The following is a 24,676-nucleotide window of genomic DNA, read 5'->3' as shown; positions in this document are numbered from 1 at the left end:
CGCGAGTGCTGCCTTTACGGGGTCACAATGTTAAACCAGAATTCAAATTTATCCATGTAACCGAGCATAGCATCAAGTTTTGCGGCATCGCCGGTCACTTTGATATCGCCATTATCCTGCGCCTGTTTAAGCGTCACTTCTTTCAGGATGATTTTATTCAGCGTATCGCGGTTGAGGGTCACGGTCGCGTCAGCGTCTTTCGCTTCGGCGTTCGCCGTGTGGTTCAGCACGCCATTTTCCAGCTCCAGCTTGTATTTACCGCCGTCGCTGCCGAGGTCGATGTTAAACACCGATTTTGCATCCGCCGCTTTTTCACCGTTAATGTGCACCGCCAGATAGTCAAAGAACATTTCTGGCGTCATCGCGCGCACGGTATCCGGGCTGGCGGTGTTCGGGGTCGGGCCTTTCACCACGCCGTTACGCAGTTCCTGCGCGCCGGTCAGGTAGAAGTTACGCCACGGGCCTGATTCAGCCTGATAACCCAGCTGCTCCAGCGCGTCCGCTTCCAGGTTTCGCGCGGCCTGATTATTTGGATCGGCAAAGACCACTTTGCTGACCACCTGAGCCACCCAGCGGTAGTTCCCCTGTTCAAAGTCGGTTTTCGCTTTGCTCAGGATGGCATCCGCACCGCCCATATAGTCCACAAATTTCTTCGCGGCTTCTTCAGGCGGCAGTTCGTCCAGGGTCGCCGGGTTGCCGTCAAACCAGCCTAAATAGAGCACGTAGGTCGCTTTAACGTCATGGCTGACAGAACCGTAATAGCCACGGTTTGCCCAGGTATTGGCCAGGGAGTTTGGCAGTTTGAAGTTGGCGGCAATCTCGTCACGGGTCAGCCCTTCGTTCGCCATGCGCAGGGTCTGGTCGTTGATGTAACGGTAGAGGTCGCGCTGGCTTTTCAGCAGGTTAACCACGTTGTCGTTGCCCCATGTCGGCCAGTGGTGCTGCGCCATAATGATTTCGGCTTTGTCACCCCAGCGTACAATCGCCTGGTTGATGTATTTCGACCATGGCAATGGCTCACGAATTTTCGCCCCGCGCAGGGAGTAGGTGTTGTGCAGGGTATGGGTGACATCTTCCGCAGACTCGATCAGTTTTTTCTCTTCGATATACCAGAGCATCTCGGAAGGCGCTTCCGATCCCGGCGCGAGCATAAAATCATAGGTCAGGCCGTCGATCACCTCTTTCTGACCATCTTTCTCGATGATATTGGTCGGGGCGATCAGGGTCACCGTCCCGGCGGAGGTGGTGGTACCGAGACCCGCACCGACCTGGCCCTTCGCATCCGGCTTCAGAAGGTTGCCGTACATATAGCTGGCGCGGCGGCTCATGACGTTACCCGCCATGATATTCTCCGCGACGGCGGCCTCCATAAATCCGGCGGGCGCGTAGACTTTCACCTTGCCGGACTTCACATCTGCTTCATCCACCACGCCGCGCACGCCGCCATAGTGGTCAACGTGGCTGTGGGTGTAAATAACGGCGACCACAGGCTTATTACCGCGATTTTTATAGTAAAGATCCATCCCGACTTTGGCCGTTTCCGCCGACACCAGCGGGTCGACCACGGTAATGCCTTCTTTACCTTCAATAATGGTCATGTTTGACAGGTCGAGGTTACGGATCTGGTAGACGCCTTCGGTCACTTCAAACAGACCGCTGATGTTAATCAGCTGGGACTGACGCCATAAGCTCGGGTTAACCGAGTCGGGCGCCTTATCGCCTTCTTTGATAAAAGCGTACTGCTGCGGATCCCAGACGGTGTTGCCTTGCTCACCTTTGATAATGTCCTGAGGCAGCGGGGCAATAAACCCTTTGTGGGCGTTGGTAAAATCGGTGTTATCGGAGAAAGGAAGCTGGTTGAAGAGTGCGTTGTTGGCCTGCTGCGTTGCTGCGGTGGCATCCTTAGGTGCTTCTGCGGCCCAGGCGGAACTGGCCGAAATAAAACATCCCGCCAGCGCGAGACTCCTGACGATCTCATTGATTCTCATCCTAAAACCTCTCAGTAAACTGTGACGTTGTTTATGGAGACTTCGAATCCTGGTGAAAGTGTGTCAAGAAATGCAAAAGGATTAAGCGAGGTAACAATAACTATAATCGGGGAGAATAATTCGGCAAGTAAGCAGATGAAAAACCGGGCATTACGCCCGGTCGGTGGGTTATTTCTGCTCTTTTTTCTTGCCGAGCGTTGGCGTCTCGTCAAAGAAATTCCACGGCTTGAGTAACGTGTGCACCCATTCCGTCGGCATTATCGGCCACTCCTCGGCGCGGGCGACATGGGTGGTGCCGGTGGTCATCCAGATGACGTTATCCTGGTCGTTCAGCGATTCGTTATCTTTGCTGTACTGGCCGAGGCCGGTATCGTGCGTGGAACGGTTCGGGTATTTTCCCTCCGGGTACATCTCGTCGGGATGGTAACGCGTCACCCACAGCTGTTTATCCATAAAGCTCAGGCGGTGATAAATCCACTCGTCCGGGGCAAACTTCGCGCCGGACGCTACCGGGTGTGTACCGCCCGCGTAAGGGATGATCTGATACGAGACCGGGTTGCCCATGCGGTTCTCTTTGCTGGTATTGCTCAGCAGGCGGATGGTGCCCGGGTCAAACTTCTGCGCCGCCTGCTGTTCGGTATCAATATCATACTGATTCACCTGCATGGTGCTGGTGCGCGGTCCGCCAGCGGTGTTCGGTTTGACGTCCGGATCCATGGCCACCAGCTTGTTGTTGATGCCGTCCACGTCCATATCCAGACGGAAGTTGTAGATGTGCTGGTGGGTGGTACCGACAATATTATGGTCGATCAGCGTTCCGTATCGGGTGTCATCCTTCGCGGTGGCATCATGCATGGTTTTCGTTTGCACGCCTTTCACCGCTTCAATGCCCGTAGCCCCTGCATCAATGCCGATGGTGCCGTTTTCGTGGAATACCCAGTCGAAGATGTAATCGTAGTTACCCACGGTGCTGACCCAGCGCACCACCAGCTCGCGGCGTTCGGTGCTGACGTTGGGTTTACCTAATTCCTGATGCTTATATTCCGGCCCGGCGTAACGCTCGAAAATGGCGATCGCCCTGGGGATCTCCATTGGCGCGCCGGTGTAATCCGGGATGGTTTCGTTGAGCATCACGGCGTTAGACGGAACATCCTTGCCGCGCACCAGCGGGGAGGTCAGGGTACCCATGCCGTAATCGCCGGAGTCCAGGTAGGCTTTAAAGTACCAGCCGATATCCGGGTCGCCGTACGGCACAATCATGCCGCCGAGCGATCCCTGATACATCACCTGTCGCTTTTTGCCGTTGTCGTTATAGGTCACGGTGGAGATTATCGGGCCGACGCGTGAGTCCAGGCTCAGATGAAAATCCCAGTTCTGCCAGTGCACCCTATCCCCGGTGATGGTGTAGTTCTTGCCTTCCGGCTCGATAATTTCCAGCGGTTTTTTCACCGTTTCAACGCGGTCGCGGCCATCATAAGGGCGCGGCGTGAGCGGAACCGGCACGACCGGGCCTTCCTCAATCTTCTGGATTTTCTTCTGCTCGAGATCCACCACCGCAACCAGGTTTTCGATCGGGTGCGCCCAGTAGTTACCGTCGCCCACGTCGAGATAGCTGATCACTTTCAGCAGGCGGTCTTCCTGTTTCAGCCCATCCTTGCCGTCAAAAAAGCCGACGGTAAGCGGAGTGGTGATCACTTTCTTCGGGTCGGTAATGCCGCGCTTTTTCAGCACGGCGGCAAACTCCGGGCTTTCATTGATGATCTGCTGCACGGTATTGAAGTCATCCAGCAGCACCATGCCGTGCGCGTCTTTGATCGGCTCCCAGCGAAGGATCTTTTTCTCCTTCAGATCCACCCGGCTTTCGATGATGTGTTTACCATCAAGCATGATGATATTGGCCTGGCGGGGCGCATCCACCGCCGTGCCGTTAAGCACAAAGTCCCAGACTTTGGCCTTTTCTGGCTCCGCCAGCGCAATCTGGGTAAAGCGGGTATTGGGTTTAAAATCCGCAGAGGCTTTCACAATGGCTACGGCCTGGTTGATTTCATCAGCCGTCAGCGCGTTTAACGGGTGGGGGCTTTTTTCAACCTGGAATGTCTGATCAAGACCGGACTGAAAAACATCGTTGATAAAGGTCTCCGGGATAAACGCCTTATTGTTCTTCATCACCACGGGCACCTGGAGCGTCAGCGGTTTGCCGTTAACGATGGCGGTATTTGCGCCGGGTTTGACCTTCACAAAGGCACCGTCTTTGACGATGGTGAACATCTGGGCGTAATCATCCCACTGCACGTCCGCGCCAAACGCCTGAAGCGTTTTGTCCATCGGGACCATATGCGCCTCGCTGCCGTGAGCGTAAACAGGGGATTGCCAGGCGCAACAGAGCGCAACGGCCATGGCCAGTGCCGTTCTACGGGCAGAAAAAGAAGAATTGCTTCCCATCGCAGACCTCATCTTGTTGTGTTTATTGTGTTGTGTCAGCCTTATCCTGACAGGCGCGCACGAAAAGCGTTTGCCTGCATCTGCCAGGTTGTTTGTCAGTCTTGCCAGGTTAAAAAAAGACCGGGGGATATCACACCCCGGTCAGGTAGTTGTAGGCCGGGTAAGCGGAGCGACACCCGGCAAGAAAGAGGTGGGTCAGAAGTCACCCTGCTGGCGCGCCACCAGCGTCAGGATGGAGTAGAGCGCCACGGCCTGCTGGTGCTGGTTGAAGATCTCCACCGCCCATTCCACCACGCCGGTGGGTTTTTCCTCGGCAGTGCGCTGTTTCTTCAGCGTTTTACGTTTACAGGTCAGGCGCACCTGAATGGTATCACCCGGCTTGACCGGCTCGATAAAGCGCAGGTTTTCCATGCCGTAGTTGGCAATAACCGGCCCAACCCCGGCATCGACAAACAGCCCCGCCGCGGCGGAAATCAGGAAATAACCGTGTACCACGCGCTCGCCAAAAATCGACTCCGCCGCGCCAATTTTGTCCATATGAGCGTAGAAATGATCCCCGCTCAGGCAGGCAAAATTCACGATATCCGCTTCCGTCAGGGTACGACGCGGGGTCAGCAGGCTGTCGCCCGGCTGTAACTCCTCGAAGTATTTACGGAAGGGATGAACGCGATCTTCCTGCACCTCCGCGCCACGGACCCACTGTTTACCGATCGCGGCGAGCATGGACGGGCTGCCCTGAATGGCCGTGCGCTGAAGATAGTGCTTCACCGCGCGCAGGCCGCCCAGCTCTTCGCCGCCGCCCGCACGTCCCGGACCACCGTGCACCAGTTGTGGCAGCGGTGAACCGTGGCCGGTGGATTCTTTCGAGGATTCCTGGTTGAGGATCTGAATACGTCCGTGGGCGCGCGCTGCCCCGGCAATAAACTGCCGCGCCACGCGGGTATCTGCCGTAACCAGCGTTCCCGCCAGGCTGCCGCCGCCCGCCCGCGCCAGCTGCATGGCGTGTTCGGTGTTACGGCAGGGCATCAGGGTTGCGACGGGGCCAAAGGCTTCGGTGGCGTGAACGGCCGGGGTTTCGTCCGGCTGCGGGCAGAACAGCAGGGTGGGCGGGAAGAATGCGCCAGCCGCCTGCAAATCAGCTTTACCACCCAGACGGATCTGGCAGCCCGCGGCAAGCAGATGATCGACTTTTTCCTGCACGTCAGCACGTTGCTCACCGTTGACGAGGGCCCCCATCTTCACCCCTTCCTGGGCCGGATCGCCGACGACTACTTTCTCCAGCCGCGCAATCAGCGCCTGGCTGACGGCGTCAATCTGCGCTTCCGGCACGATGATGCGGCGGATGGCGGTACATTTTTGTCCGGCTTTGGCGGTCATCTCGCGCACCACTTCTCGGATAAACAGCGCAAACTCCGGGTGTTCCGGCGTCACGTCCTCACCCAGCACGCAGCAGTTGAGAGAATCTGCTTCCATGGTAAACGGAATGGAATGCGCGACGATATTCGGGTGGACGCGCAGACTCTGCCCGGTGCTGGCCGATCCGGTAAACGTCACCACGTCCTGGCTGTCGAGCTGGTTCAGCAGATCGCCCGCGCCACCGCAGATCAGGCTGATGGCGCCGTCGGGCACCAGTCCGCTCTCGACGATCGCTTTCACCATCGCCTGAGTCACCTGCGCGGTGGCGGTGGCGGGCTTGATGATGGCGGGCATCCCGGCAAGCCAGGTGGGCGCGAGCTTTTCCAGCATCCCCCAGCACGGGAAGTTGAACGCGTTGATATGCACCGCCACGCCGGATTTCGACGTTAACACGTGACGTGCCGCAAAGCCGCCTTCCTTCGACAGCGGGATCAGCTCATCCTCCGGCCACAGGGTATCGTCCGGCAGCTCACGGCTGCCGAGGCTTGCGTAGGTGAAGAGGGTGCCGATACCGCCTTCAATATCCACCCAGCTGTCGGCCTTCGTCGCGCCGGTCTGAGCTGACAGGGCATAAAACCGATCCTTCTGGCTCAGCAGATGTTTGGCCACCGCCTTCAGCATGGCGGCGCGCTCGATAAAGCTCATTGCGCGGAGCGCTTCTCCGCCGTGTTCAATGGCGTAACGGCGCGCGGCCGCCATACCAAGCCCTTCGCTGGTCACTTCAAATAGCGTTTCCCCGCTGATGGCGTGGGTGATGGTGCGCTCGCGGCCCCGGCCTGATTGCCAGGTGCCGGACAAGAAGCTGGCTAACTGCTGCATTTCTTCTCTCCAGATGTTTCGTAATTTCACTATAAATAGTTTGATCGTGAATCATAAAAAGCAAGTCGAGTTTTAATGAATTGTTAACGTTGTGATCTGTATTGCTTAACCTGACCACCTGAAAGCCTTGTTTCATCGGCCTTTCATGAAAAGGCTTGCGAGCGTCGTCACAAAATAAACAAACGCTTCTTGGGGTTATATTTAACCTTTGTGTAACTTTTAAAAAACCAAATGATTCACAATTTTGCTATTTGTGGTGATTTAACGAATCAAAAAGGTGGTTATGTGACGCAAGAACAACGCTTTGAGCAACGCATCGCACAGGAGACGGCCATCGAGCCGCAGGACTGGATGCCGGATGCCTACCGCAAGACGCTGATCCGCCAGATTGGACAGCACGCCCACTCTGAGATTGTCGGCATGCTGCCGGAAGGAAACTGGATCACCCGCGCGCCGACGCTGCGCCGGAAAGCCATTCTGCTGGCGAAGGTGCAGGATGAAGCCGGACACGGCCTGTACCTCTACAGCGCGGCGGAAACGCTGGGCTGCGCCCGGGAGGACATTTATCAAAAGATGCTCGACGGCAAGATGAAATACTCCTCCATCTTCAACTATCCGACCCTGAGCTGGGCCGATATCGGGGTCATTGGCTGGCTGGTGGACGGGGCGGCCATTGTGAACCAGGTGGCGCTGTGCCGTACCTCTTACGGCCCGTATGCCCGGGCGATGGTGAAAATCTGTAAAGAAGAGAGCTTCCATCAGCGTCAGGGTTTTGAGGCCTGCATGGCGCTGGCGCAGGGCAGCGAAGCCCAGCGGCAGATGTTGCAGGACGCCATCAACCGTTTCTGGTGGCCCGCGCTGATGATGTTCGGACCCAACGACGACAACTCCCCAAACAGCGCCCGCAGCCTGGCCTGGAAGATCAAACGCTTTGGCAACGATGAGCTTCGCCAGCGCTTCGTGGACAACACGGTGCCTCAGGTGGAGATGCTCGGTATGACCGTGCCGGACCCCGACCTGCGTTTCGATGAAGAGAGCGGCCACTACCGCTTCGGCGAAATCGACTGGCAGGAATTTGACGAGGTGATCAACGGGCGCGGGATCTGCAACCACGAACGTCTGGCCGCAAAACGTAAAGCCTGGGACGACGGCGCATGGGTGCGTGAAGCCGCTCTGGCCCACGCGGAAAAACAACGCGCCCGCCAGGCCGCATAAGAGGAATCAACCATGAGCAATGTTTACTGGCCGTTATACGAAGTTTTTGTCCGTTCGAAGCAGGGGCTGTCGCACCGGCATGTGGGCAGCCTTCACGCTGCCGACGACCGCATGGCGCTGGAAAACGCGCGCGATGCCTATACCCGCCGCAGCGAAGGCTGTTCCATCTGGGTGGTGAAGGCGAGTGAAATCGTCGCTTCCCAGCCGGAAGAGAGCGGGGAGTTTTTCGATCCGGCGGAAAGCAAGGTCTACCGCCATCCCACGTTTTACACCATCCCTGATGGTATCGAGCATATGTGAGGTTGGGGATGAACAACGTATCTGCTTATGCCCTGCGTCTGGGCGACAACGGTCTGGTGCTCTCACAGCGTCTGGGCGCCTGGTGCGGCCACGCGCCAGAGCTGGAAATTGACCTGGCGCTCGCCAATATCGGCCTTGATCTGCTCGGGCAGGCGCGCAATTTCCTGACCTACGCCGCTGAACGGGAGGGTAAGGGCGATGAAGACACCCTGGCCTATGGCCGTGATGAGCGTCAGTTCCGCAATCTGCTGCTGGTGGAACAACCAAACGGCAGCTTCGCTGACACCATTGCCCGTCAGTATCTGATGGATGCGTGGAACGTGGCGCTCTACGAGCGGCTGATCCATAGCAGCGACAGTCAGCTTGCCGCCATCGCGGCAAAAGCCATTAAGGAGGCGCGCTACCACCTGCGCTTTAGCCGCGGCTGGCTGGTGCGGCTGGGGGACGGAACAGAAACCTCCGCACAAAAAATGCAGCAGGCGGTGGATAGCCTGTGGCGCTTTACGGCTGAACTGTTCGACGCCGACGACGTCGAACTGGCGCTAATTGATGACGGCGTGGCGGTTGATCCGCGCGACCTGCGGGACCCGTGGGAGCGCGAAGTGTTTGCTGGCCTGGCGGAAGCCACCCTCCGCGTGCCCGAAGAAGTGGCGTATCGCACGGGCGGCAAGAAGGGGCTACATACCGAACACCTCGGGCCGATGCTGGCAGAGATGCAGTATCTCCAGCGCGTTTACCCCGGCCAGCAGTGGTAAAGGAGGACGCCATGCAACGCCTCGTCGACATCGCGCCTGCACAAATCCCGCAGATTTGGGCGCTGTTAAGCCAGATCCCCGACCCGGAAGTGCCGGTGCTGACCATCACCGACTTAGGCATGGTGCGCAACGTGAAGGCGCAGGGGGAAGGCTGGGTCATCGGCTTCACGCCAACCTATTCGGGCTGTCCGGCAACGGAGCATCTGCTGGGGGCGATCCGCGAAACCCTGACCGGAAACGGCTTTAGCCCGGTACATATTGTGCTGCAACTGGAGCCCGCCTGGACCACCGACTGGATGACCGACGATGCCCGCAGGCGCCTGCGTGAATATGGCATCAGCCCGCCTGTCGGCCATAGCTGCCATGCCCACGTTCCCGCTGAGGTGAGCTGCCCGCGCTGTGCGAGCACCGATACCTCGCTTATCAGTGAATTTGGTTCTACGGCCTGCAAAGCGCTCTATCGCTGCAATACCTGCCGTGAGCCCTTCGACTATTTCAAATGTATTTGAGGCTGCCATGACAACGTTTCATTCATTAACAGTGGCAAAAGTAGAACCCGAAACCCGCGACGCGGTGACCATTACCTTCGCGGTGCCGCAGGCGTTACAGGAGGCGTACCGCTTCCGTCCCGGTCAGCATCTGACCCTGAAAGCCAGTCCTGGCGGGGAGGAACTGCGCCGCTGCTACTCCATCTGCCGGAGCACCGCGTGCGGTGAGATCAGCGTGGCGGTCAAAGCCATCGAGGGCGGACGTTTTTCCCGCTATGCCCGGGACGAGATCAAACCGGGCATGGCGCTGGAGGTGATGGTGCCGCAGGGGCATTTTGGCTACCAGCCGCAGGCCGAACGCGAAGGCCACTATCTGGCGGTTGCCGCCGGGTCCGGGATCACCCCGATGCTGGCGATTATGTCCGCTACGCTGGCCACTGAAGCCCACAGCCACTTCACCCTGATTTACGGCAACCGCAGCAGCCAGAGCATGATGTTCCGCCGGGCGCTGGCAGACCTGAAAGATAAATACCCGCAGCGTTTGCAGCTGATCGCCATCTTCAGCCAGGAGACGCTCGACAGCGATCTGCTCCATGGCCGCATTGACGGGGAAAAACTCCAGGCGCTGGCAAAAACGCTGGTGAATTTCCGCCAGTACGATGAAGCCTTCATCTGCGGCCCGTCGGCGATGATGGACGAGGCTGAGGCGGCACTAAAAGCGCTGGGTATGCCGGAAAAAGCGATCCATCTTGAGCGCTTTAACACGCCGGGTACACCCGTTAAACGGACTGTCAGCGTGCAGGCCGACGGGCAGAAGGTCACCGTCCGCCAGGACGGGCGCGACCGTGAAATCACCCTGACGGCGGACGACGAGAGCATTCTTGATGCGGCCCTGCGTCAGGGGGCGGATCTGCCTTATGCCTGCAAGGGCGGCGTATGCGCCACCTGCAAATGCAAAGTGCTGCGTGGAAAAGTCGATATGGCGACCAACTACAGCCTGGAGCCGGACGAGCTGGCCGCAGGCTATGTGCTGAGCTGTCAGGCGCTGCCGTTAACCGCCGACGTTATCGTCGATTTTGATGCGAAGGGGATGGCATGAGTGAACTGATTGTCACCCGTCACGGTCGCGTGTTGCAGCTGACGCTTAACCGTCCGGCGGCGCGCAACGCGCTCAACAATGCGCTGCTCCTGCAAATCGCGGAGCAGCTTGAGGCCGCCGCCGCGGATGCTGAGATCGCCGTCTGCGTGGTGTACGGCAACGAACGCTGCTTTGCCGCCGGGGCCGATCTCAACGAAATGGCGGAGAAAGACCTGCCCGCCACCCTGAACGATATCCGTCCGCAGCTGTGGGCGCGGATCAACGCCTTCACCAAACCGCTGATTGCCGCCGTGAACGGCTTCGCGCTGGGGGCAGGCTGTGAGCTGGCGCTGCTCTGCGATGTCGTGATTGCCGGCGATAACGCCCGTTTTGGCCTGCCGGAAATCACCCTCGGGATCATGCCGGGCGCAGGGGGCACCCAGCGGCTGATCCGCAGCGTGGGCAAATCGTTGGCCAGCAAAATGGTGCTGACGGGCGAAAGCATCACGGCGGTTCAGGCGCACAGCGCCGGGCTGGCCAGCGACGTCTACCCGGCCTCGCTGACGCTGGAGTACGCCCTGAAGCAGGCGGCGCGGATGGCGCGCCACTCGCCGCTGGCGCTACAGGCGGCGAAGCAGGCGCTTCGCCAGTCGCAGGAAGTCCCGCTTCAGGCCGGGCTGGCGCAGGAGCGTCAGCTGTTTGCGCTGCTCGCGGCCACCGACGATCGCCGGGAAGGTATCAACGCCTTTTTACAAAAACGCACCCCAGACTTTAAAGGACGCTAATTGTGGAATCTATTCTGAGCCATGTTGAGCAGGGCGTAATGACCATTACGCTGAACCGCCCGGAGCGCCTGAACAGCTTTAACGACGTCATGCACCAGCAGCTTTCCGAATGCCTGAAGCAGGCCGAGCGCGATGACGCCATCCGCTGCCTGCTGATCACCGGGGCAGGACGCGGTTTCTGCGCCGGGCAGGATCTTAACGACCGTAACGTCGACCCGAACGGCCCCGCGCCCGATCTGGGCATGTCCGTTGAGACTTTTTACAACCCGCTGGTGCGCCGCCTGGCAAAACTGCCGAAGCCGGTGATTTGCGCGGTTAACGGCGTGGCGGCGGGCGCGGGGGCCACGCTGGCCCTCGGCTGCGACATGGTGATTGCGGCCCGTTCAGCCAGCTTTGTGATGGCCTTCAGCAAGCTCGGGCTGGTACCGGACTGCGGCGGCACCTGGCTGCTGCCGCGCGTGACCGGACGCGCCCGCGCCATGGGGCTGGCATTGCTGGGCGATAAGCTCAGCGCCGAGCAGGCACAGGCCTGGGGAATGATCTGGCAGGTGGTGGACGACGACCAGCTCTCCGCCACCGCACAGCAGATGGCGCTGCATTTTGCCTCGCAGCCGACCTTTGGCCTGGGCTTGATCAAGCAGGCGATTAACGCCGCCGAAACCAATACCCTCGACGCCCAGCTTGATCTGGAGCGCGACTATCAACGTCTGGCCGGACGCAGCGACGACTACCGGGAAGGCGTCAGCGCGTTCCTGGCAAAACGCGCGCCGAACTTTACGGGGAAATAAGATGGTGAATATCCATACGGTCGCCGTCATTGGCAGCGGCACCATGGGCGCCGGGATTGCCGAAGTGGCAGCCAGCCACGGTCATCCGGTCCTGGTGTACGACATTGACGCAGCGGCGATTTCCCGCGCCATCGACGGCATTCGCCAGCGGCTCTCCTCTCGCGTTGCGCGCGGAAAACTCTCTGCCGACGCCGGGGAACAGATCCTCGCCCGCCTGACGCCGGTGACGAATATCAGTGCTCTGGCGAAAGCCGATCTGGTGATCGAGGCGGCCTCCGAGCGGCTTGAGGTAAAAAAAGCGCTGTTTACCCAGCTGGCTGAGATCTGCCCGCCGCAGACGCTGCTTGCCAGCAATACCTCGTCCATTTCCGTTACCGCGATTGCAGCGGAGATAAACCACCCTGAACGCGTCGCCGGGCTGCACTTCTTCAATCCTGCCCCGGTGATGAAGCTGGTGGAAGTGGTCAGCGGGCTGGCGACTTCTCCCGAAGTGGCCGATGCACTGTGCGAGCTGGCGTTGAGCTGGGGAAAGCAGCCGGTACGCTGCCAGTCCACGCCGGGGTTTATCGTCAACCGCGTGGCGCGCCCGTTCTACTCGGAAGCCTGGCGCGCGCTGGAGGAGCAGGTGGCAACGCCCGATGTGATCGACGCCGCCCTGCGAGACGGCGGGGGCTTCCCGATGGGGCCGCTTGAGCTGACGGACATGATTGGTCAGGACGTCAACTTTGCCGTGACCTGCTCCGTGTTTAACGCCTTCTGGCAGGAGCGTCGTTTTCTGCCGTCGCTGGTGCAGCAGGAGCTGGTGCTGGCCGGGCGTCTGGGCAAGAAAAGCGGGCAGGGCGTTTACCGCTGGCTGGAGGAGAAACCCGCCGTCAGCTGGCTCGCCCCGGTCAGCGACAGCTTCAGCCCGATGCGCGTACAGCGAAGAAGTGACGGTGTCACGGAAATTGACGATCTGTTGCTGATCGAAACGCAGGGTGAAACCGCGCAGTCGCTGGCGCTGCGCCACGGCTGCCCGGTGGTGGTGGTCGACCGCATCGAGCGGGATGTGGCCGTGATAGCCGCCGCACCCGGCAACCCGCACGCCGCCACGCAGAAAGCCATTTACTGGTTGCAGCACCAGGAGAAACGGGTGGTACAGATTGCCGATTACCCCGGCCTGCTGGTCTGGCGCACGGTAGCGATGATTGCCAACGAAGCGCTGGACGCCCTGCAAAAAGGGGTCGCCAGCGAGCAAGACATCGATACCGCCATGCGCTTAGGGGTCAACTATCCCTGCGGGCCCATCGCCTGGGGCGAGCGCCTTGGCTGGCAGCGTCTGTTAACGCTGCTGGAAAACCTGCAACGTCACTACGGCGAGGAACGCTATCGCCCCTGTTCACTGCTGCGCCAGCGTGCGCTTCTGGAGAGTAGCTATGAGTCATAACGCCTGGCATAACGCCCGCGCGATGTACGAACGGGACGCCTGCGCGCAGGCGATGGGGATGGACATTATCGACATGGGCGAGGGCTACGCGGTGGTGACCATGACCATCACCCCGCAGATGCTCAACGGGCATAAAACCTGCCACGGCGGACAGCTGTTCTCGCTGGCCGATACCGCCTTTGCCTACGCCTGCAACAGTCAGGGGCTGGCGGCGGTGGCCTCAGGCTGCGCCATCGATTTTCTGCGTCCAGGCTTTGCCGGAGATAAGCTCACCGCCACCGCGCGGGTGAAGCATCAGGGCAAACTGACCGGCGTCTACGACATTGAAATTCAGAACCAACAACAGAAAACCGTCGCTCTTTTTCGCGGGAAATCGCACCGCACTGGCGGCAGTGTGACAGGAGAAGCCTGATGTGTGACGCATTTATTTGTGAGGGTGTGCGTACCCCGGTTGGTCGCTACGGCGGAGGATTATCCAGCGTGCGCGCCGATGACTTAGGTGCCGTGCCGCTGCGTGCGCTGCTGTCGCGTTACCCGCAGCTCGATCTGGAGCGCATAGATGACGTGATCTTCGGCTGCGCGAATCAGGCCGGGGAGGATAACCGCAACGTGGCGCGCATGTCGGCGCTGCTGGCCGGGCTGCCGCAGACGGTATCCGGCACCACCATTAACCGCCTGTGCGGCTCCGGTCTGGATGCCATTGGCTTTGCGGCGCGCGCCATCAGGGCCGGGGATGGCGATCTGCTGATCGCCGGTGGCGTCGAATCCATGTCCCGTGCGCCGTTCGTGATGGGCAAAGCCACGGCGGCGTTTCAGCGTCAGGCGGAGATCTTCGACACCACCATCGGCTGGCGATTTGTGAATCCGCTCATGCATCAGCAATACGGAACTGACAGCATGCCGGAAACGGCAGAGAATGTAGCGGAATTGTTAAATATAAGCCGTGCCGATCAGGACGCATTTGCCCTGCGCAGCCAGCAGCGCACCGCGCGGGCGCAGCAGAATGGCGTTCTGGCGCAGGAGATTATCCCGGTACAGGTGGTGGGGAAAAAAGGCGCGGTAACGGAAGTGAGCGTGGACGAGCATCCGCGCGCCGAAACCACCCTGGAACAGCTTGCCGCGCTGAAAGCTCCGTTCCGTAAGAACGGTGTGGTGACGGCGGGGAACGCCTCTGGCGTCAACGACGGGGCGGCGGCGCTGATTATCGCCAGCGAGCCGATGGCGCTTGCCCAGGGGTTAACCCCGCGCACCCGCATTGTGGCCATGGCGACAGCGGGCGTCGAGCCGCGCCTGATGGGATTAGGCCCGGTGCCCGCCACCCGCAAGGTGCTGGAGCGTGCCGGACTCAGTATCACCGATATGGACGTCATTGAGCTTAATGAAGCCTTCGCCGCACAGGCGCTGGGCGTGCTGCGTCAGCTGGGCTTGCCGGATGACGCGGAGCATGTCAACCCGAACGGCGGGGCGATCGCGTTAGGTCATCCGCTGGGAATGAGCGGTGCCAGACTGGCGCTGGCCGCAAGCAATGAATTGCACCGACGCGGCGGTCGCTACGCGCTGTGTACGATGTGCATCGGTGTGGGTCAGGGCATTGCCATGATCCTTGAGCGTGTTTGAGCGAACAATAATGTGAGTACCCTGCGATGATAAATACAACAAAGCTTGATCCGATCGAAACCGCGTCCATTGATGAATTGCAGGCGTTGCAGACCGCGCGCCTGAAGTGGACGCTGCACCACGCCTACAACAATGTTCCGATGTACAAACGCAAGTTTGATGCCGCGGGCGTTCACCCTGACGACTTCACCGAGCTGGCGGACCTGCAAAAATTCCCGTGCACCACCAAGCAGGATCTGCGCGACAACTACCCGTTTGATACCTTTGCGGTGCCAATGGAACAGGTGGTACGCATCCACGCTTCGTCGGGCACCACCGGAAAGCCGACCGTGGTGGGGTATACCCAGAATGATATCGACAACTGGGCCAATATCGTCGCCCGTTCCCTGCGCGCCGCCGGGGGCAGCGCGAAGGATAAAATTCACGTCGCCTACGGTTACGGGCTCTTCACCGGCGGGCTGGGGGCGCACTACGGTGCCGAGCGTCTGGGAGCGACGGTGATCCCGATGTCCGGCGGCCAGACGGAGAAGCAGGCGCAGCTGATCCGCGATTTCCAGCCGGATATGATCATGGTGACGCCGTCTTACTGCCTGAACCTCATTGAAGAGCTGGAGCGTCAGATGGGCGGCGATGCCAGCGCCTGTTCCCTGCGCGTCGGCGTGTTTGGCGCCGAGCCGTGGACGCAGGCGATGCGCCGCGAAATTGAAAAACGGCTGGGCATTACCGCGCTGGATATCTATGGTCTCTCCGAGGTGATGGGGCCGGGCGTGGCGATGGAGTGTCTTGAAACCGCCGACGGCCCGACCATCTGGGAAGATCACTTCTTCCCGGAGATCGTCAACCCGAATGACGGCACGCCGCTGGCCGACGGCGAGCAGGGCGAGCTGCTGTTCACCACGCTGACCAAAGAGGCGCTGCCGGTGATCCGCTACCGCACCCGCGACCTGACGCGCCTGCTGCCGGGCACCGCACGCACCATGCGCCGGATGGATCGCATCAGCGGGCGCAGCGACGACATGCTCATCATTCGCGGGGTTAACGTCTTCCCGTCACAGCTGGAAGAGGAGATCGTTAAGTTCGAACACCTTTCGCCGCACTATCAGCTGGAGGTGAACCGCCGCGGGCATCTTGATTCACTTTCGGTGAAGGTCGAGCTGAAACAGAGCAGCTTAACGCTGACCCATGAACAGCGCTGTCAGGTCTGCCATCAGCTGCGTCATCGGATTAAATCGATGGTGGGGATCTCGACCGACGTGATGATCGTGAACTGCGGCAGTATACCGCGCTCCGAGGGTAAAGCCAGCCGGGTGTTTGATTTGCGTAAAGTGGCAGCCAACGGTTGAATTTCCCTCACCCCAGCCCTCTCCCAAATGGAGAGGGTGTATTAAGTTCCCTCTCCCTTTGGGAGAGGGTTAGGGTGAGGGTACACCCCAGATTCGTATGCTATGATTCATCCAGGAAAAAAATAACAACAGAATGAATCACATGAATAAACTTGATGCCTTTATCCAGCACGCAGTCAGCTCTGTTCCCGTCAGCGGAACGTCGCTTATCTCCTCGCTGTATGGCGATGCGCTTTCCCATCGCGGCGGAGAGATCTGGCTCGGCAGCCTGGCGGCCCTGCTGGAAGGGATGGGTTTCGGGGAGCGCTTTGTGCGCACCGCGCTGTTTCGCCTCAACAAAGAGGGCTGGCTGGACGTGTCCCGCATTGGCCGCCGCAGCTTTTACCGTCTCAGCGACAAGGGGCTGCGTTTGACCCGCCGCGCGGAAAATAAAATCTACCGTGCGGAACTGCCGGCGTGGGATGGTAAATGGCTGCTGCTGCTTTCCGAGGGGCTGGATAAAACCACGCTCGCGGACGTGAAAAAACAGCTCATCTGGCAAGGGTTCGGCACGCTGGCGCCGAGCCTGATGGCCTCGCCGTCGCAGAACCTGGCGGACGTGCAGTCTCTGCTGCATGACGCGGGCGTGGCGGAAAACGTCATTTTCTTTGAAGCCCATTCGCCGCTGGCCTTGTCACGCGCGGCGCTACGATCCCGCGTGGAAGAGTGCTGGCAGCTGACCGAACAAAATGCGATGTACGAAACGTTTATCAACTCGTTCCGTCCGCTGCTGCCGCTGCTGAAAGAGGCGCCGCCTGAGGATTTGACTCCGGAACGCTGCTTCCAGATCCAGCTGTTACTCATTCATTTTTATCGTCGCGTGGTGCTGAAAGATCCGCTGTTGCCGGAGGAGTTACTTCCTGCGCACTGGGCGGGACAGAGCGCGCGACAGCTGTGTATTAACATCTACCAGCGCGTGGCGGCGGGAGCCCTGGCGTTTGTCAGTGAGAAGGGGGAAACCTCCGTGGGCGAGCTGCCCGCTCCCGGCACGCTTTATCACCAGCGTTTTGGTGGTCTGAATATCACATAAGGAGAGGGTATGCCTGTTTATCAAATTGATGGTCTGACGCCGGTCGTGCCTGAAGAGAGCTATGTTCACCCGACCGCGGTGCTGATTGGCGACGTGATCCTCGGAAAAGGTGTTTACGTGGGCCCTAACGCCAGCCTGCGCGGTGATTTTGGCCGGATCGTGGTGAAAGACGGCGCGAACATCCAGGATAACTGCGTGATGCACGGTTTTCCGGAGCAGGACACGGTGGTGGAAGAGGACGGGCATATCGGCCACAGCGCGATCCTGCACGGCTGCATTATCCGCCGTAATGCGCTGGTGGGGATGAATGCGGTCGTGATGGACGGGGCGACGATCGGCGAAAACAGCATCGTCGGGGCGGCGGCGTTTGTGAAGGCCAAAGCGGAGATGCCTGCGAATCACTTAATTCTTGGCAGTCCGGCGAAAGCGATTCGTGAGTTAAGCGCGCAGGAAATAGAGTGGAAAAAGCAGGGCACGCGGGAGTATCAGGTACTGGTGGATCGCTGTAAGCAAACGCTGCATCAGGTGGAGCCGCTGCGGGAAGAAGAGCCCGGCCGCAAACGGCTGGTCTTCGATGAGAATTTACGGCCCAAGTCGGCTGGCCGGGATAAATAAGGCCGTTCGTTCCCGCGTGTTGCTCAAGGCGTGAAGATGAGCTTAATACGCTTCCGGCAGGGGCCGGTCAATCGACACCAGCTTTCCGCGCTTCATGGTGATATAGCCCCCGGCTTTGAGATCTGCCAGCACGCGAAAGACATGCGTGCGTGACAGGTTAGTGCGCTTAATGATAAACAGCGCCAGGCCCTCATTCTCTCCCGTGTGGGTCTCCTGCCGATAGAGATAGCGGTACAGCATCGGTTTGATGGTCTGGTAGCTGGTGACCTGCCTGCGTTCATTGTGCAGGTCGATGGTGAAAATGGACATGTAGGTCAGTATGGTGGCCAGCGCCTGCATGCGCTCACACCCGCCCCCGAAAAATAGCTGGTCGAAGTCGGCCCAGGCTATTCTCACCAGCTTCACCTTTGCACTGCTGCGATATTCATACTTCGCCAGTGGACAATACCTTTCCATTAACCCTATCGGCATATACTCGATAGTATTGCCAATATTTAGGCCATCATCAGGCATTAATATTGTCAGCGATCCTTCAGTGCAAAAATAGATATAGCCAGGCTCGACGGTGAATTTTTTATTTGCGGCAACGGATAAGGCCTCGCCTTTACAAAGCATGTGCGGAAAGAATTGCCCAATATTGAGTTGCTGATAATAGGTATGGATATCCTGAAAATTCACGCTAAGCCTCTCCCCGCAACGTCTGCCGTGGTAACGAGTATAGCAGCAATAGCCCCCGGATTACGAACCGATAAATAACCAGTCCCATATGGGACTATGATGAGAAAGTATTCTGATTAGAATGGTCGTCAATGAGTTCGCATTAAAATTATCCGCCAACAGTAAATATCCAGGCGGCGCAATTAATCTATGAGGCCATTCAATGAAATTAACCCTAATTGCTAAACATCTGGCGCTTGCCGGTGTGTTAACGTCGCTGTCGCTTTCCGCGTTTGCGGAAGTGCAGCCGCAGGATGCCACTGCCACAACCCGGCAGGCAAATAACGCCCTGTATAACAAATTACCGTTTGCCGATAAAACCGACTTTGAGAACGCCCATAAAGGTTTTATCGCCCCGCTGCCACAAAACATGATTAAAGGCGAGCAGGGGAACGTTATCTGGAACCCGGCGAAATATGATTTCGTGAAAGAGGGTGAAAAAGCCCCGGATACGGTAAACCCGAGCCTGTGGCGTCAGTCACAGCTGATCAACATTGGCGGGCTGTTTAAGGTCACCGACGGCGTGTATCAGATCCGCAATCTCGATCTCTCCAACATGACCATCATTGAAGGCGAGAAGGGCATCACCGTTATCGACCCGCTGTTAAGCGCTGAACCGGCGAAAGAAGCGCTGGATCTCTACTATGCAAACCGCGGCAAGAAACCGGTCGTCGCTGTGGTGATCACCCACAGTCACGTCGACCACTACGGCGGCCTGCGCGGTGTGGTTGACGAAGCCGACGTGAAGTCCGGCAAAGTGAAGATCTACGCCCCGGAAGGCTTTATGAAAGAAGCGGTTTCCGAAAACATTATGGCCGGGAATGCGATGAGCCGCCGTGCGAGCTATATGTACGGCAACCTGCTGAAGCCGGATGCAAAAGGCCAGGTGGGGGCGGGTCTTGGCACCACCACCTCTGCGGGTACGGTGACCCTGATCCCGCCGACCAACTACATTACCCATACCGGCCAGCAGGAAGTGATTGACGGGCTGACCTACGACTTTATGATGGCGCCGGGCTCAGAAGCCCCGTCCGAAATGCTGTGGTATGTCAAAGAGAAGAAAATGATCGAAGCCGCAGAGGACGTGACCCATACCCTGCACAACACCTACTCCCTGCGCGGCGCGAAAATCCGCGATCCGCTGGCCTGGTCCAAGTACATCAACGCCGCCATTGAGCGCTGGGGCGCGGACGCGGAAGTGATTATTGCGCAGCACCACTGGCCGACCTGGGGCAACGAGAATATCGTCAAGCTGATGAAAGGCCAGCGCGATATGTATCGCTACATCAACGACCAGACCCTGCGTATGGCAAACAAGGGGCTGACCCGCGACGAGATCGCCGCTGAATTTACACTGCCGGAATCGCTGGAAAAACAGTGGGCTAGCCGCGGCTATTACGGTTCCGTCAGCCACGACGTCAAAGCCACCTACGTGTTTTATCTCGGCTGGTTCGACGGCAACCCGGCTACCCTCGACGAACTGCCGCCTGAACAGGCTGCGAAGAAGTTTGTGGAATACATGGGAGGGGCCGATGCCATCATGCAGAAAGCCAAAGCTGACTATCAGCAGGGCAACTACCGCTGGGTGGCGCAGGTGACCAGCAAAATTGTCTTCGCCGATCCGCAGAACGCTGCGGCACGTAATCTGGAAGCCGACGCGCTGGAGCAGTTAGGTTACCAGGCGGAAGCGGGCACCTGGCGTAACTTCTACCTGACCGGCGCGCAGGAACTGCGTAATGGCGTGAAGAAGCTGCCGACGCCGAACACCGCCAGCCCGGATACCGTGCGGGCGATGACCCCGGAAATGTTCTTCGACTACCTGGGCGTGCACATCAACGGGGTGCGGGCCGGTAACGCGAAAGCGGTCTTTAACATCGATCTCGGTAAGGATGGCGGCAAATACAAGCTGGAGCTGGAAAACGGCGTGCTGAACCATACCGCCAACGCGCAGGCGAAGGATGCCGACGCAACCATCACCCTGGACCGCACCACGCTGAATGACATCATCCTTAAGAAAGAGACGCTCAAGCAGGCGATGGACAAGGGTGACGTCAAGGTGAGCGGAGACGGAGCGAAGCTGGAAGAGATGCTGAGCTACATGGACACATTTGACTTCTGGTTCAATATTGTCACGCCATAAGTTTAGCGTTCATCCTGGTTAATCCTGGCGCCTTATTACGATAAGGCGCTATTTTTTTCATTCACGCATCGCCAGCGCGCTGGCGCTTGCCGGATCGAACAGCGAAATACTCTCGATCTGATCCAGCATGATCACTTTGCGAAAATCCATGGCGCTTTTGGGCTCCGAATCGAGCGTAATGTCATGCTCGGCATACCATTTGCTGTAGTTATGTTCGATACAGAGCTGCATGTTCTTCCCGTCACGGTAGCCGCTCAGCATCGGAATAAGCACGATATTGGCCGTTTTTTCATACTCCAGCGTGGCGGTATGGATCATGCCAATATAGATCCGCCGCGATTTCAGCGTGACGTGCGCCAGTTCACCTTCCTCCATGCACTGATAGAGCAGTTGTTCAATCCCGCTCGACTGCGCCAGCCGCTTGTACAATTTTTTCCGGCCATCGCCGTCCAGCCGCGCGCTTCCGGCCCAGTTCGATCGGTAGAGACAAAACAGGATCGCGAAGGTCAGCATCACCACCACCGGGGCCTGAATCCCCAGGAAGCTCCAGTTCATAAAATCAATTTGCCAGTCGGCATATTTTGCTGACGTGAAATGGAACGTGTTATCGGTGGCGGAGAGGGCGAACAACAGCAGCCACAGCAGGCCGGTGGCGATCACCCCCTGAAGAACAAAAATACAGCCATACAGTGCAACAAGAAAATAGACGTCCCAGCCAAAGGATCGCTTGATTTTAAACCGTGTTGAGAGGTCGCGGCTGGTGTACCAGTACCCGCATACCATCAATACCATGAATATTGCCGTTCCCATTTCAGGCCCTCTTCAGCGCGTTGACATGGCGCAGAAAGTCCTGCCGCACCTCGTGGCTTTTGTAGTTAACCGAGGCGTTTCCATCCTGATCGATGATGATGCGGTCGCCATCCTCTACGGCTTCGATAATTTCCTGGTGACTCATGACCTGCAACAAGGATTCCGGGCTGGAAAAGAGCGTCATCAGTAAATGTTTCATCGCGTGACATCCTTATGAATTAAAAGGATAAGTCTGGAAGATAAATGGCACCTTTGCCTTAAGGTTATCCCTAAAAAATCGGCAGCCTGGCGGCGAAATTCATATTTTTCACAAAATGGTTGTGCGTGGTGATATTCCATATAACTGAAAAATAATAATAATAAAAAATATTTCTGCGCAAACTTGGACAAATAAAGTTAATTGTGTAAGTTTAAATTATGCGATTCCGCTACGTTGTTTACACCCAGGATGTGACCCATGAGCACGTTGCCGTCCGTCATCAGTCGGTTCGTTGATTACTACGCCACGCTGGATACCCAGCCACCTTCGGCGCTGGCGGGGATTTATCGCGCCGATGCCACGCTTATCGATCCCTTTGGCGAACACAGCGGGGTGTTCGCGATTCAACGCTATTTCACCCATCTGCTGGCTAACGTCCAGCACTGTCGCTTTACCGTCGATGCACCGTTGCAGCAGGGCGATCGCTTTGTGGTCACCTGGATGATGCACTGGTCGCACCCGCGTATCGCCGGGGGGGCAATGCGCCAGCTGCCGGGCTGCTCCGTGGTAGACATGCGCGACGATCGCATTGTTCGCCAGCGGGATTACTACGATGCCGGAGAGATGATTTACGAACATCTCCCGATACTCGGCTGGGCCGTGCGCGGCGTGAAGCGAAGAGTGAAATCATGAAAACGGTTCTGATCACCGGCGCAAGCTCGGGCATCGGGGTGGGGCTGGCGAAATCTTTTGCCGACGATGGTTACCGGGTGATTGCCTGCGGGCGCGATGCGCAACGTCTGGCAGCCGTGCATCATTACAGCCCCAACATTACGGTGCGCCTGTTCGATATGACAGACAGGGACGCCTGTCGCCAGGCGCTGGCGGACTGTACTGCCGACACGGTGATTCTCTGCGCCGGAACCTGCGAGTATCTCGACCGCGGCGAGGTGGATGCCGAGCTGGTGACGCGGGTCATGACCACCAATTTCATCGGGCCGGTAAACTGCCTTGCGGCGTTGCAGCCGCAGCTGGTATCCGGCAACCGCGTGGTGCTGGTCAGTTCGATGGCGCACTGGCTTCACTTCCCGCGAGCCGAAGCGTATGGCGCCTCCAAGGCGGCGTTAACCTGGTTCGCCGATACGCTGCGCCTCGACTGGGAACCGAAAGGGATTGCCGTCACGGTCGTTTCACCCGGTTTTGTCGACACGCCGCTGACCCGCAAAAACGATTTCCCGATGCCGGGCCGGGTCAGCGTGGGGGACGCCGTCCACGCCATTCGTCGCGGTCTGGCAAAAGGGAAGGATCACATCGCGTTTCCCGCCGGGTTCAGCCTGGCGCTGCGCCTGCTTTCCGGCCTGCCCGATGTACTTCAGCGCGCACTGCTGCGCAGGATGGTGCGACCATGAAAATCGCAATTATCGGCAGCGGCATCGCCGGGTTAACCTGTGCCTGGCGGCTCGCCGGACATCATCAGGTCACGCTGTTTGAGGCGCAGGCCACGCCGGGCGGCCATACCGCAACGGTGGATGTCGATACGCCGCAGGGCAGCTTTGCCATCGATACCGGTTTTATCGTCTACAACGACCGCACCTATCCGCGCTTCATGGGGCTGCTCAGCGAACTGGGCATCTGCGGGCAAAAAACGCAGATGAGCTTTTCGGTGCACAACCCGCAGAGCGGGCTGGAGTACAACGGGCACACGCTGACGTCGTTGTTCGCCCAGCGACGTAATCTGCTCAACCCGGCTTTCTGGACGCTGCTGAAGGAGATCGTGCGCTTTAACCGGCTGGCGAAACAGACGCTCCGGGGCGAAGTCGATGGTTCCGCCACGCTGGAAACGTTCCTGCGCCAGCACCGTTTTACGCCCTTTTTTGCGCGCCACTACATCCTGCCAATGGGGGCGGCTATCTGGTCGTCGTCGCTACAGGAGATGAAACGCTTTCCGCTGCCGCTCTTTTTACGCTTTTTTGAAAACCACGGTCTGCTGGACATTACCCATCGTCCGCAGTGGTACGTGGTGCCAGGCGGCTCCAGGGAGTATATCCGCGCGATGCTGGATACGCTCGGCGATCGCCTGACGCTGCACCTTAACGCGCCGGTGCAGCAGGTTATTCGCCACGATCGTGGGGTTGATATTGCGCGTGAGGGCGTAACAGACACTTTTGATCAGGTGATCTTCGCCTGCCACTCCGCTCAGGCGCTGGCGATGCTCGCCAGCCCAACGCAGGCTGAACGCGAGGTGCTGGGGGATATCGGCTGGCAGCGTAACGAGGTGGTGCTTCACCGCGATCCGCGCTGGCTGCCGGTGCGCGAACGCGCGTGGGCGAGCTGGAACTACCGCCTCAGCGAGCAGGATCAGGCCAGCGCCTGCGTCACCTACAACATGAATATCTTGCAGGGACTGCCGCCGGGTAGCCCGCTGTTTTGCGTCACCCTCAACCCGGAAACGCCGGTGGAGGAACGGTTTGTGCTGCGCCGCTTTGTCTATGAGCATCCACTTTTTAACCCGCAAAGCTGGCAAGCTCAGGCCCGGCGCGGCGAAATAAACGGTCGCCAGCGGAGCTGGTTCTGCGGCGCGTACTGGTACAACGGCTTCCACGAAGATGGCGTACGCAGTGCGCTGGACGTGGTCAACGCTATCGCGACCGGGGAGGGCAACTAAG

Annotated in this window: 23 protein-coding genes; 17 read left to right on the top strand and 6 right to left on the bottom strand. The window is 58.7% G+C overall.

The genetic code is table 11. The features are described from left to right. Window positions 1-14 precede the first annotated feature (14 nt). The 3 genes from SK54_RS13490 to paaZ form a co-directional block, all read right to left on the bottom strand. Window positions 15-1,988 (bottom strand): alkyl/aryl-sulfatase, encoded by a 1,974-nt coding sequence (locus tag SK54_RS13490; protein WP_045357743.1) that lies wholly within the window; start codon window positions 1,986-1,988, stop codon window positions 15-17. A 168-nt stretch (window positions 1,989-2,156) separates the two neighbouring features. Beyond that, window positions 2,157-4,430: a primary-amine oxidase gene (gene tynA / locus SK54_RS13485; protein ID WP_045334809.1), complete on the bottom strand. Its 2,274-nt coding sequence runs from the start codon at window positions 4,428-4,430 to the stop codon at window positions 2,157-2,159. A 195-nt stretch (window positions 4,431-4,625) separates the two neighbouring features. Then, entirely contained in the window at window positions 4,626-6,665 is a 2,040-nt protein-coding gene (gene paaZ / locus SK54_RS13480; protein ID WP_048247424.1) for a phenylacetic acid degradation bifunctional protein PaaZ, read from the bottom strand. 285 nt (window positions 6,666-6,950) lie between these two features. Here paaZ and paaA point away from each other — a divergent pair, with 285 nt between their 5' ends. From paaA to paaY, 13 genes are all read left to right on the top strand, one after another. Then, window positions 6,951-7,880 carry a 1,2-phenylacetyl-CoA epoxidase subunit PaaA gene (gene paaA / locus SK54_RS13475; RefSeq protein ID WP_003857355.1) on the top strand — a complete coding sequence of 310 codons (930 nt, stop codon included), beginning with the start codon at window positions 6,951-6,953 and terminating at the stop codon, window positions 7,878-7,880. Between the two features lie 12 nt (window positions 7,881-7,892). Further along, complete coding sequence (gene paaB / locus SK54_RS13470) at window positions 7,893-8,180, top strand: 1,2-phenylacetyl-CoA epoxidase subunit PaaB (protein WP_003857353.1); 288 nt, start codon at window positions 7,893-7,895, stop codon at window positions 8,178-8,180. An 8-nt stretch (window positions 8,181-8,188) separates the two neighbouring features. After that, entirely contained in the window at window positions 8,189-8,935 is a 747-nt protein-coding gene (paaC, locus tag SK54_RS13465) for a 1,2-phenylacetyl-CoA epoxidase subunit PaaC (RefSeq protein WP_015570597.1), read from the top strand. Between the two features lie 11 nt (window positions 8,936-8,946). Further along, entirely contained in the window at window positions 8,947-9,444 is a 498-nt protein-coding gene (gene paaD, locus SK54_RS13460; protein WP_023296559.1) for a 1,2-phenylacetyl-CoA epoxidase subunit PaaD, read from the top strand. 7 nt (window positions 9,445-9,451) lie between these two features. After that, the gene (gene paaE / locus SK54_RS13455; protein ID WP_048247422.1) at window positions 9,452-10,522 is read left to right on the top strand and encodes a 1,2-phenylacetyl-CoA epoxidase subunit PaaE; all 1,071 of its coding nucleotides are present in this window, start codon (window positions 9,452-9,454) and stop codon (window positions 10,520-10,522) included. After that, a complete protein-coding gene (gene paaF / locus SK54_RS13450; RefSeq protein WP_048247421.1) occupies window positions 10,519-11,286 on the top strand; it encodes a 2,3-dehydroadipyl-CoA hydratase PaaF in 768 nt (255 codons plus the stop codon). Before paaE ends, paaF begins: the two co-directional genes overlap by 4 nt. Next, window positions 11,286-12,074 carry a 2-(1,2-epoxy-1,2-dihydrophenyl)acetyl-CoA isomerase PaaG gene (gene paaG, locus SK54_RS13445; RefSeq protein WP_026094304.1) on the top strand — a complete coding sequence of 263 codons (789 nt, stop codon included), beginning with the start codon at window positions 11,286-11,288 and terminating at the stop codon, window positions 12,072-12,074. The genes paaF and paaG overlap by 1 nt, the downstream gene beginning before the upstream one ends. A 1-nt stretch (window position 12,075) precedes the next feature. Further along, complete coding sequence (gene paaH / locus SK54_RS13440) at window positions 12,076-13,500, top strand: 3-hydroxyacyl-CoA dehydrogenase PaaH (RefSeq protein WP_048247419.1); 1,425 nt, start codon at window positions 12,076-12,078, stop codon at window positions 13,498-13,500. Further along, window positions 13,490-13,912, top strand: coding sequence for a hydroxyphenylacetyl-CoA thioesterase PaaI (paaI, locus tag SK54_RS13435; RefSeq protein WP_015570592.1), 423 nt, complete (start codon window positions 13,490-13,492; stop codon window positions 13,910-13,912). The genes paaH and paaI overlap by 11 nt, the downstream gene beginning before the upstream one ends. Continuing rightward, the gene (pcaF, locus tag SK54_RS13430) at window positions 13,912-15,117 is read left to right on the top strand and encodes a 3-oxoadipyl-CoA thiolase (RefSeq protein ID WP_048247417.1); all 1,206 of its coding nucleotides are present in this window, start codon (window positions 13,912-13,914) and stop codon (window positions 15,115-15,117) included. The genes paaI and pcaF overlap by 1 nt, the downstream gene beginning before the upstream one ends. Window positions 15,118-15,143: 26 nt before the next feature. Next, entirely contained in the window at window positions 15,144-16,460 is a 1,317-nt protein-coding gene (gene paaK / locus SK54_RS13425; protein ID WP_023303684.1) for a phenylacetate--CoA ligase PaaK, read from the top strand. A gap of 133 nt (window positions 16,461-16,593) precedes the next feature. Further along, the gene (paaX, locus tag SK54_RS13420; protein ID WP_032103751.1) at window positions 16,594-17,529 is read left to right on the top strand and encodes a phenylacetic acid degradation operon negative regulatory protein PaaX; all 936 of its coding nucleotides are present in this window, start codon (window positions 16,594-16,596) and stop codon (window positions 17,527-17,529) included. A 9-nt stretch (window positions 17,530-17,538) separates the two neighbouring features. After that, window positions 17,539-18,144 (top strand): phenylacetic acid degradation protein PaaY, encoded by a 606-nt coding sequence (gene paaY, locus SK54_RS13415; RefSeq protein ID WP_006810541.1) that lies wholly within the window; start codon window positions 17,539-17,541, stop codon window positions 18,142-18,144. Window positions 18,145-18,186: 42 nt separating this feature from the next. Here paaY and SK54_RS13410 read toward each other — a convergent pair whose 3' ends face one another. After that, window positions 18,187-18,822: a helix-turn-helix domain-containing protein gene (locus tag SK54_RS13410; protein WP_017693472.1), complete on the bottom strand. Its 636-nt coding sequence runs from the start codon at window positions 18,820-18,822 to the stop codon at window positions 18,187-18,189. Between the two features lie 202 nt (window positions 18,823-19,024). Between SK54_RS13410 and SK54_RS13405 the strand changes: the two genes are divergently transcribed. After that, window positions 19,025-21,001, top strand: coding sequence for an alkyl/aryl-sulfatase (locus tag SK54_RS13405; protein WP_017693471.1), 1,977 nt, complete (start codon window positions 19,025-19,027; stop codon window positions 20,999-21,001). A 57-nt stretch (window positions 21,002-21,058) separates the two neighbouring features. Here SK54_RS13405 and SK54_RS13400 read toward each other — a convergent pair whose 3' ends face one another. Both SK54_RS13400 and SK54_RS13395 read right to left on the bottom strand, forming a co-directional pair. Then, window positions 21,059-21,811, bottom strand: coding sequence for a hypothetical protein (locus SK54_RS13400; RefSeq protein WP_048247415.1), 753 nt, complete (start codon window positions 21,809-21,811; stop codon window positions 21,059-21,061). Window position 21,812: 1 nt separating this feature from the next. After that, window positions 21,813-22,010 carry a hypothetical protein gene (locus tag SK54_RS13395; RefSeq protein WP_003857318.1) on the bottom strand — a complete coding sequence of 66 codons (198 nt, stop codon included), beginning with the start codon at window positions 22,008-22,010 and terminating at the stop codon, window positions 21,813-21,815. Window positions 22,011-22,268: 258 nt separating this feature from the next. Here SK54_RS13395 and SK54_RS13390 point away from each other — a divergent pair, with 258 nt between their 5' ends. Genes SK54_RS13390 through SK54_RS13380 form a run of 3 tightly spaced genes read left to right on the top strand, consistent with a single transcriptional unit; the run spans window position 22,269 to window position 24,675 of the window. Next, window positions 22,269-22,703, top strand: coding sequence for a nuclear transport factor 2 family protein (locus SK54_RS13390; protein WP_017384507.1), 435 nt, complete (start codon window positions 22,269-22,271; stop codon window positions 22,701-22,703). After that, window positions 22,700-23,419 carry an SDR family NAD(P)-dependent oxidoreductase gene (locus SK54_RS13385; protein WP_048247413.1) on the top strand — a complete coding sequence of 240 codons (720 nt, stop codon included), beginning with the start codon at window positions 22,700-22,702 and terminating at the stop codon, window positions 23,417-23,419. Before SK54_RS13390 ends, SK54_RS13385 begins: the two co-directional genes overlap by 4 nt. Continuing rightward, window positions 23,416-24,675: an NAD(P)/FAD-dependent oxidoreductase gene (locus SK54_RS13380; protein ID WP_023303690.1), complete on the top strand. Its 1,260-nt coding sequence runs from the start codon at window positions 23,416-23,418 to the stop codon at window positions 24,673-24,675. Before SK54_RS13385 ends, SK54_RS13380 begins: the two co-directional genes overlap by 4 nt. Window position 24,676: the final 1 nt, after the last annotated feature.

This window comes from Enterobacter sp. MGH120 (assembly GCF_001037725.1).
Taxonomy (GTDB): Bacteria; Pseudomonadota; Gammaproteobacteria; order Enterobacterales; family Enterobacteriaceae; genus Enterobacter; species Enterobacter hormaechei_C.
The sequence above is the reverse complement of the archived record's forward strand: the minus strand, read 5'-3'. Positions and strand labels throughout refer to the sequence as shown.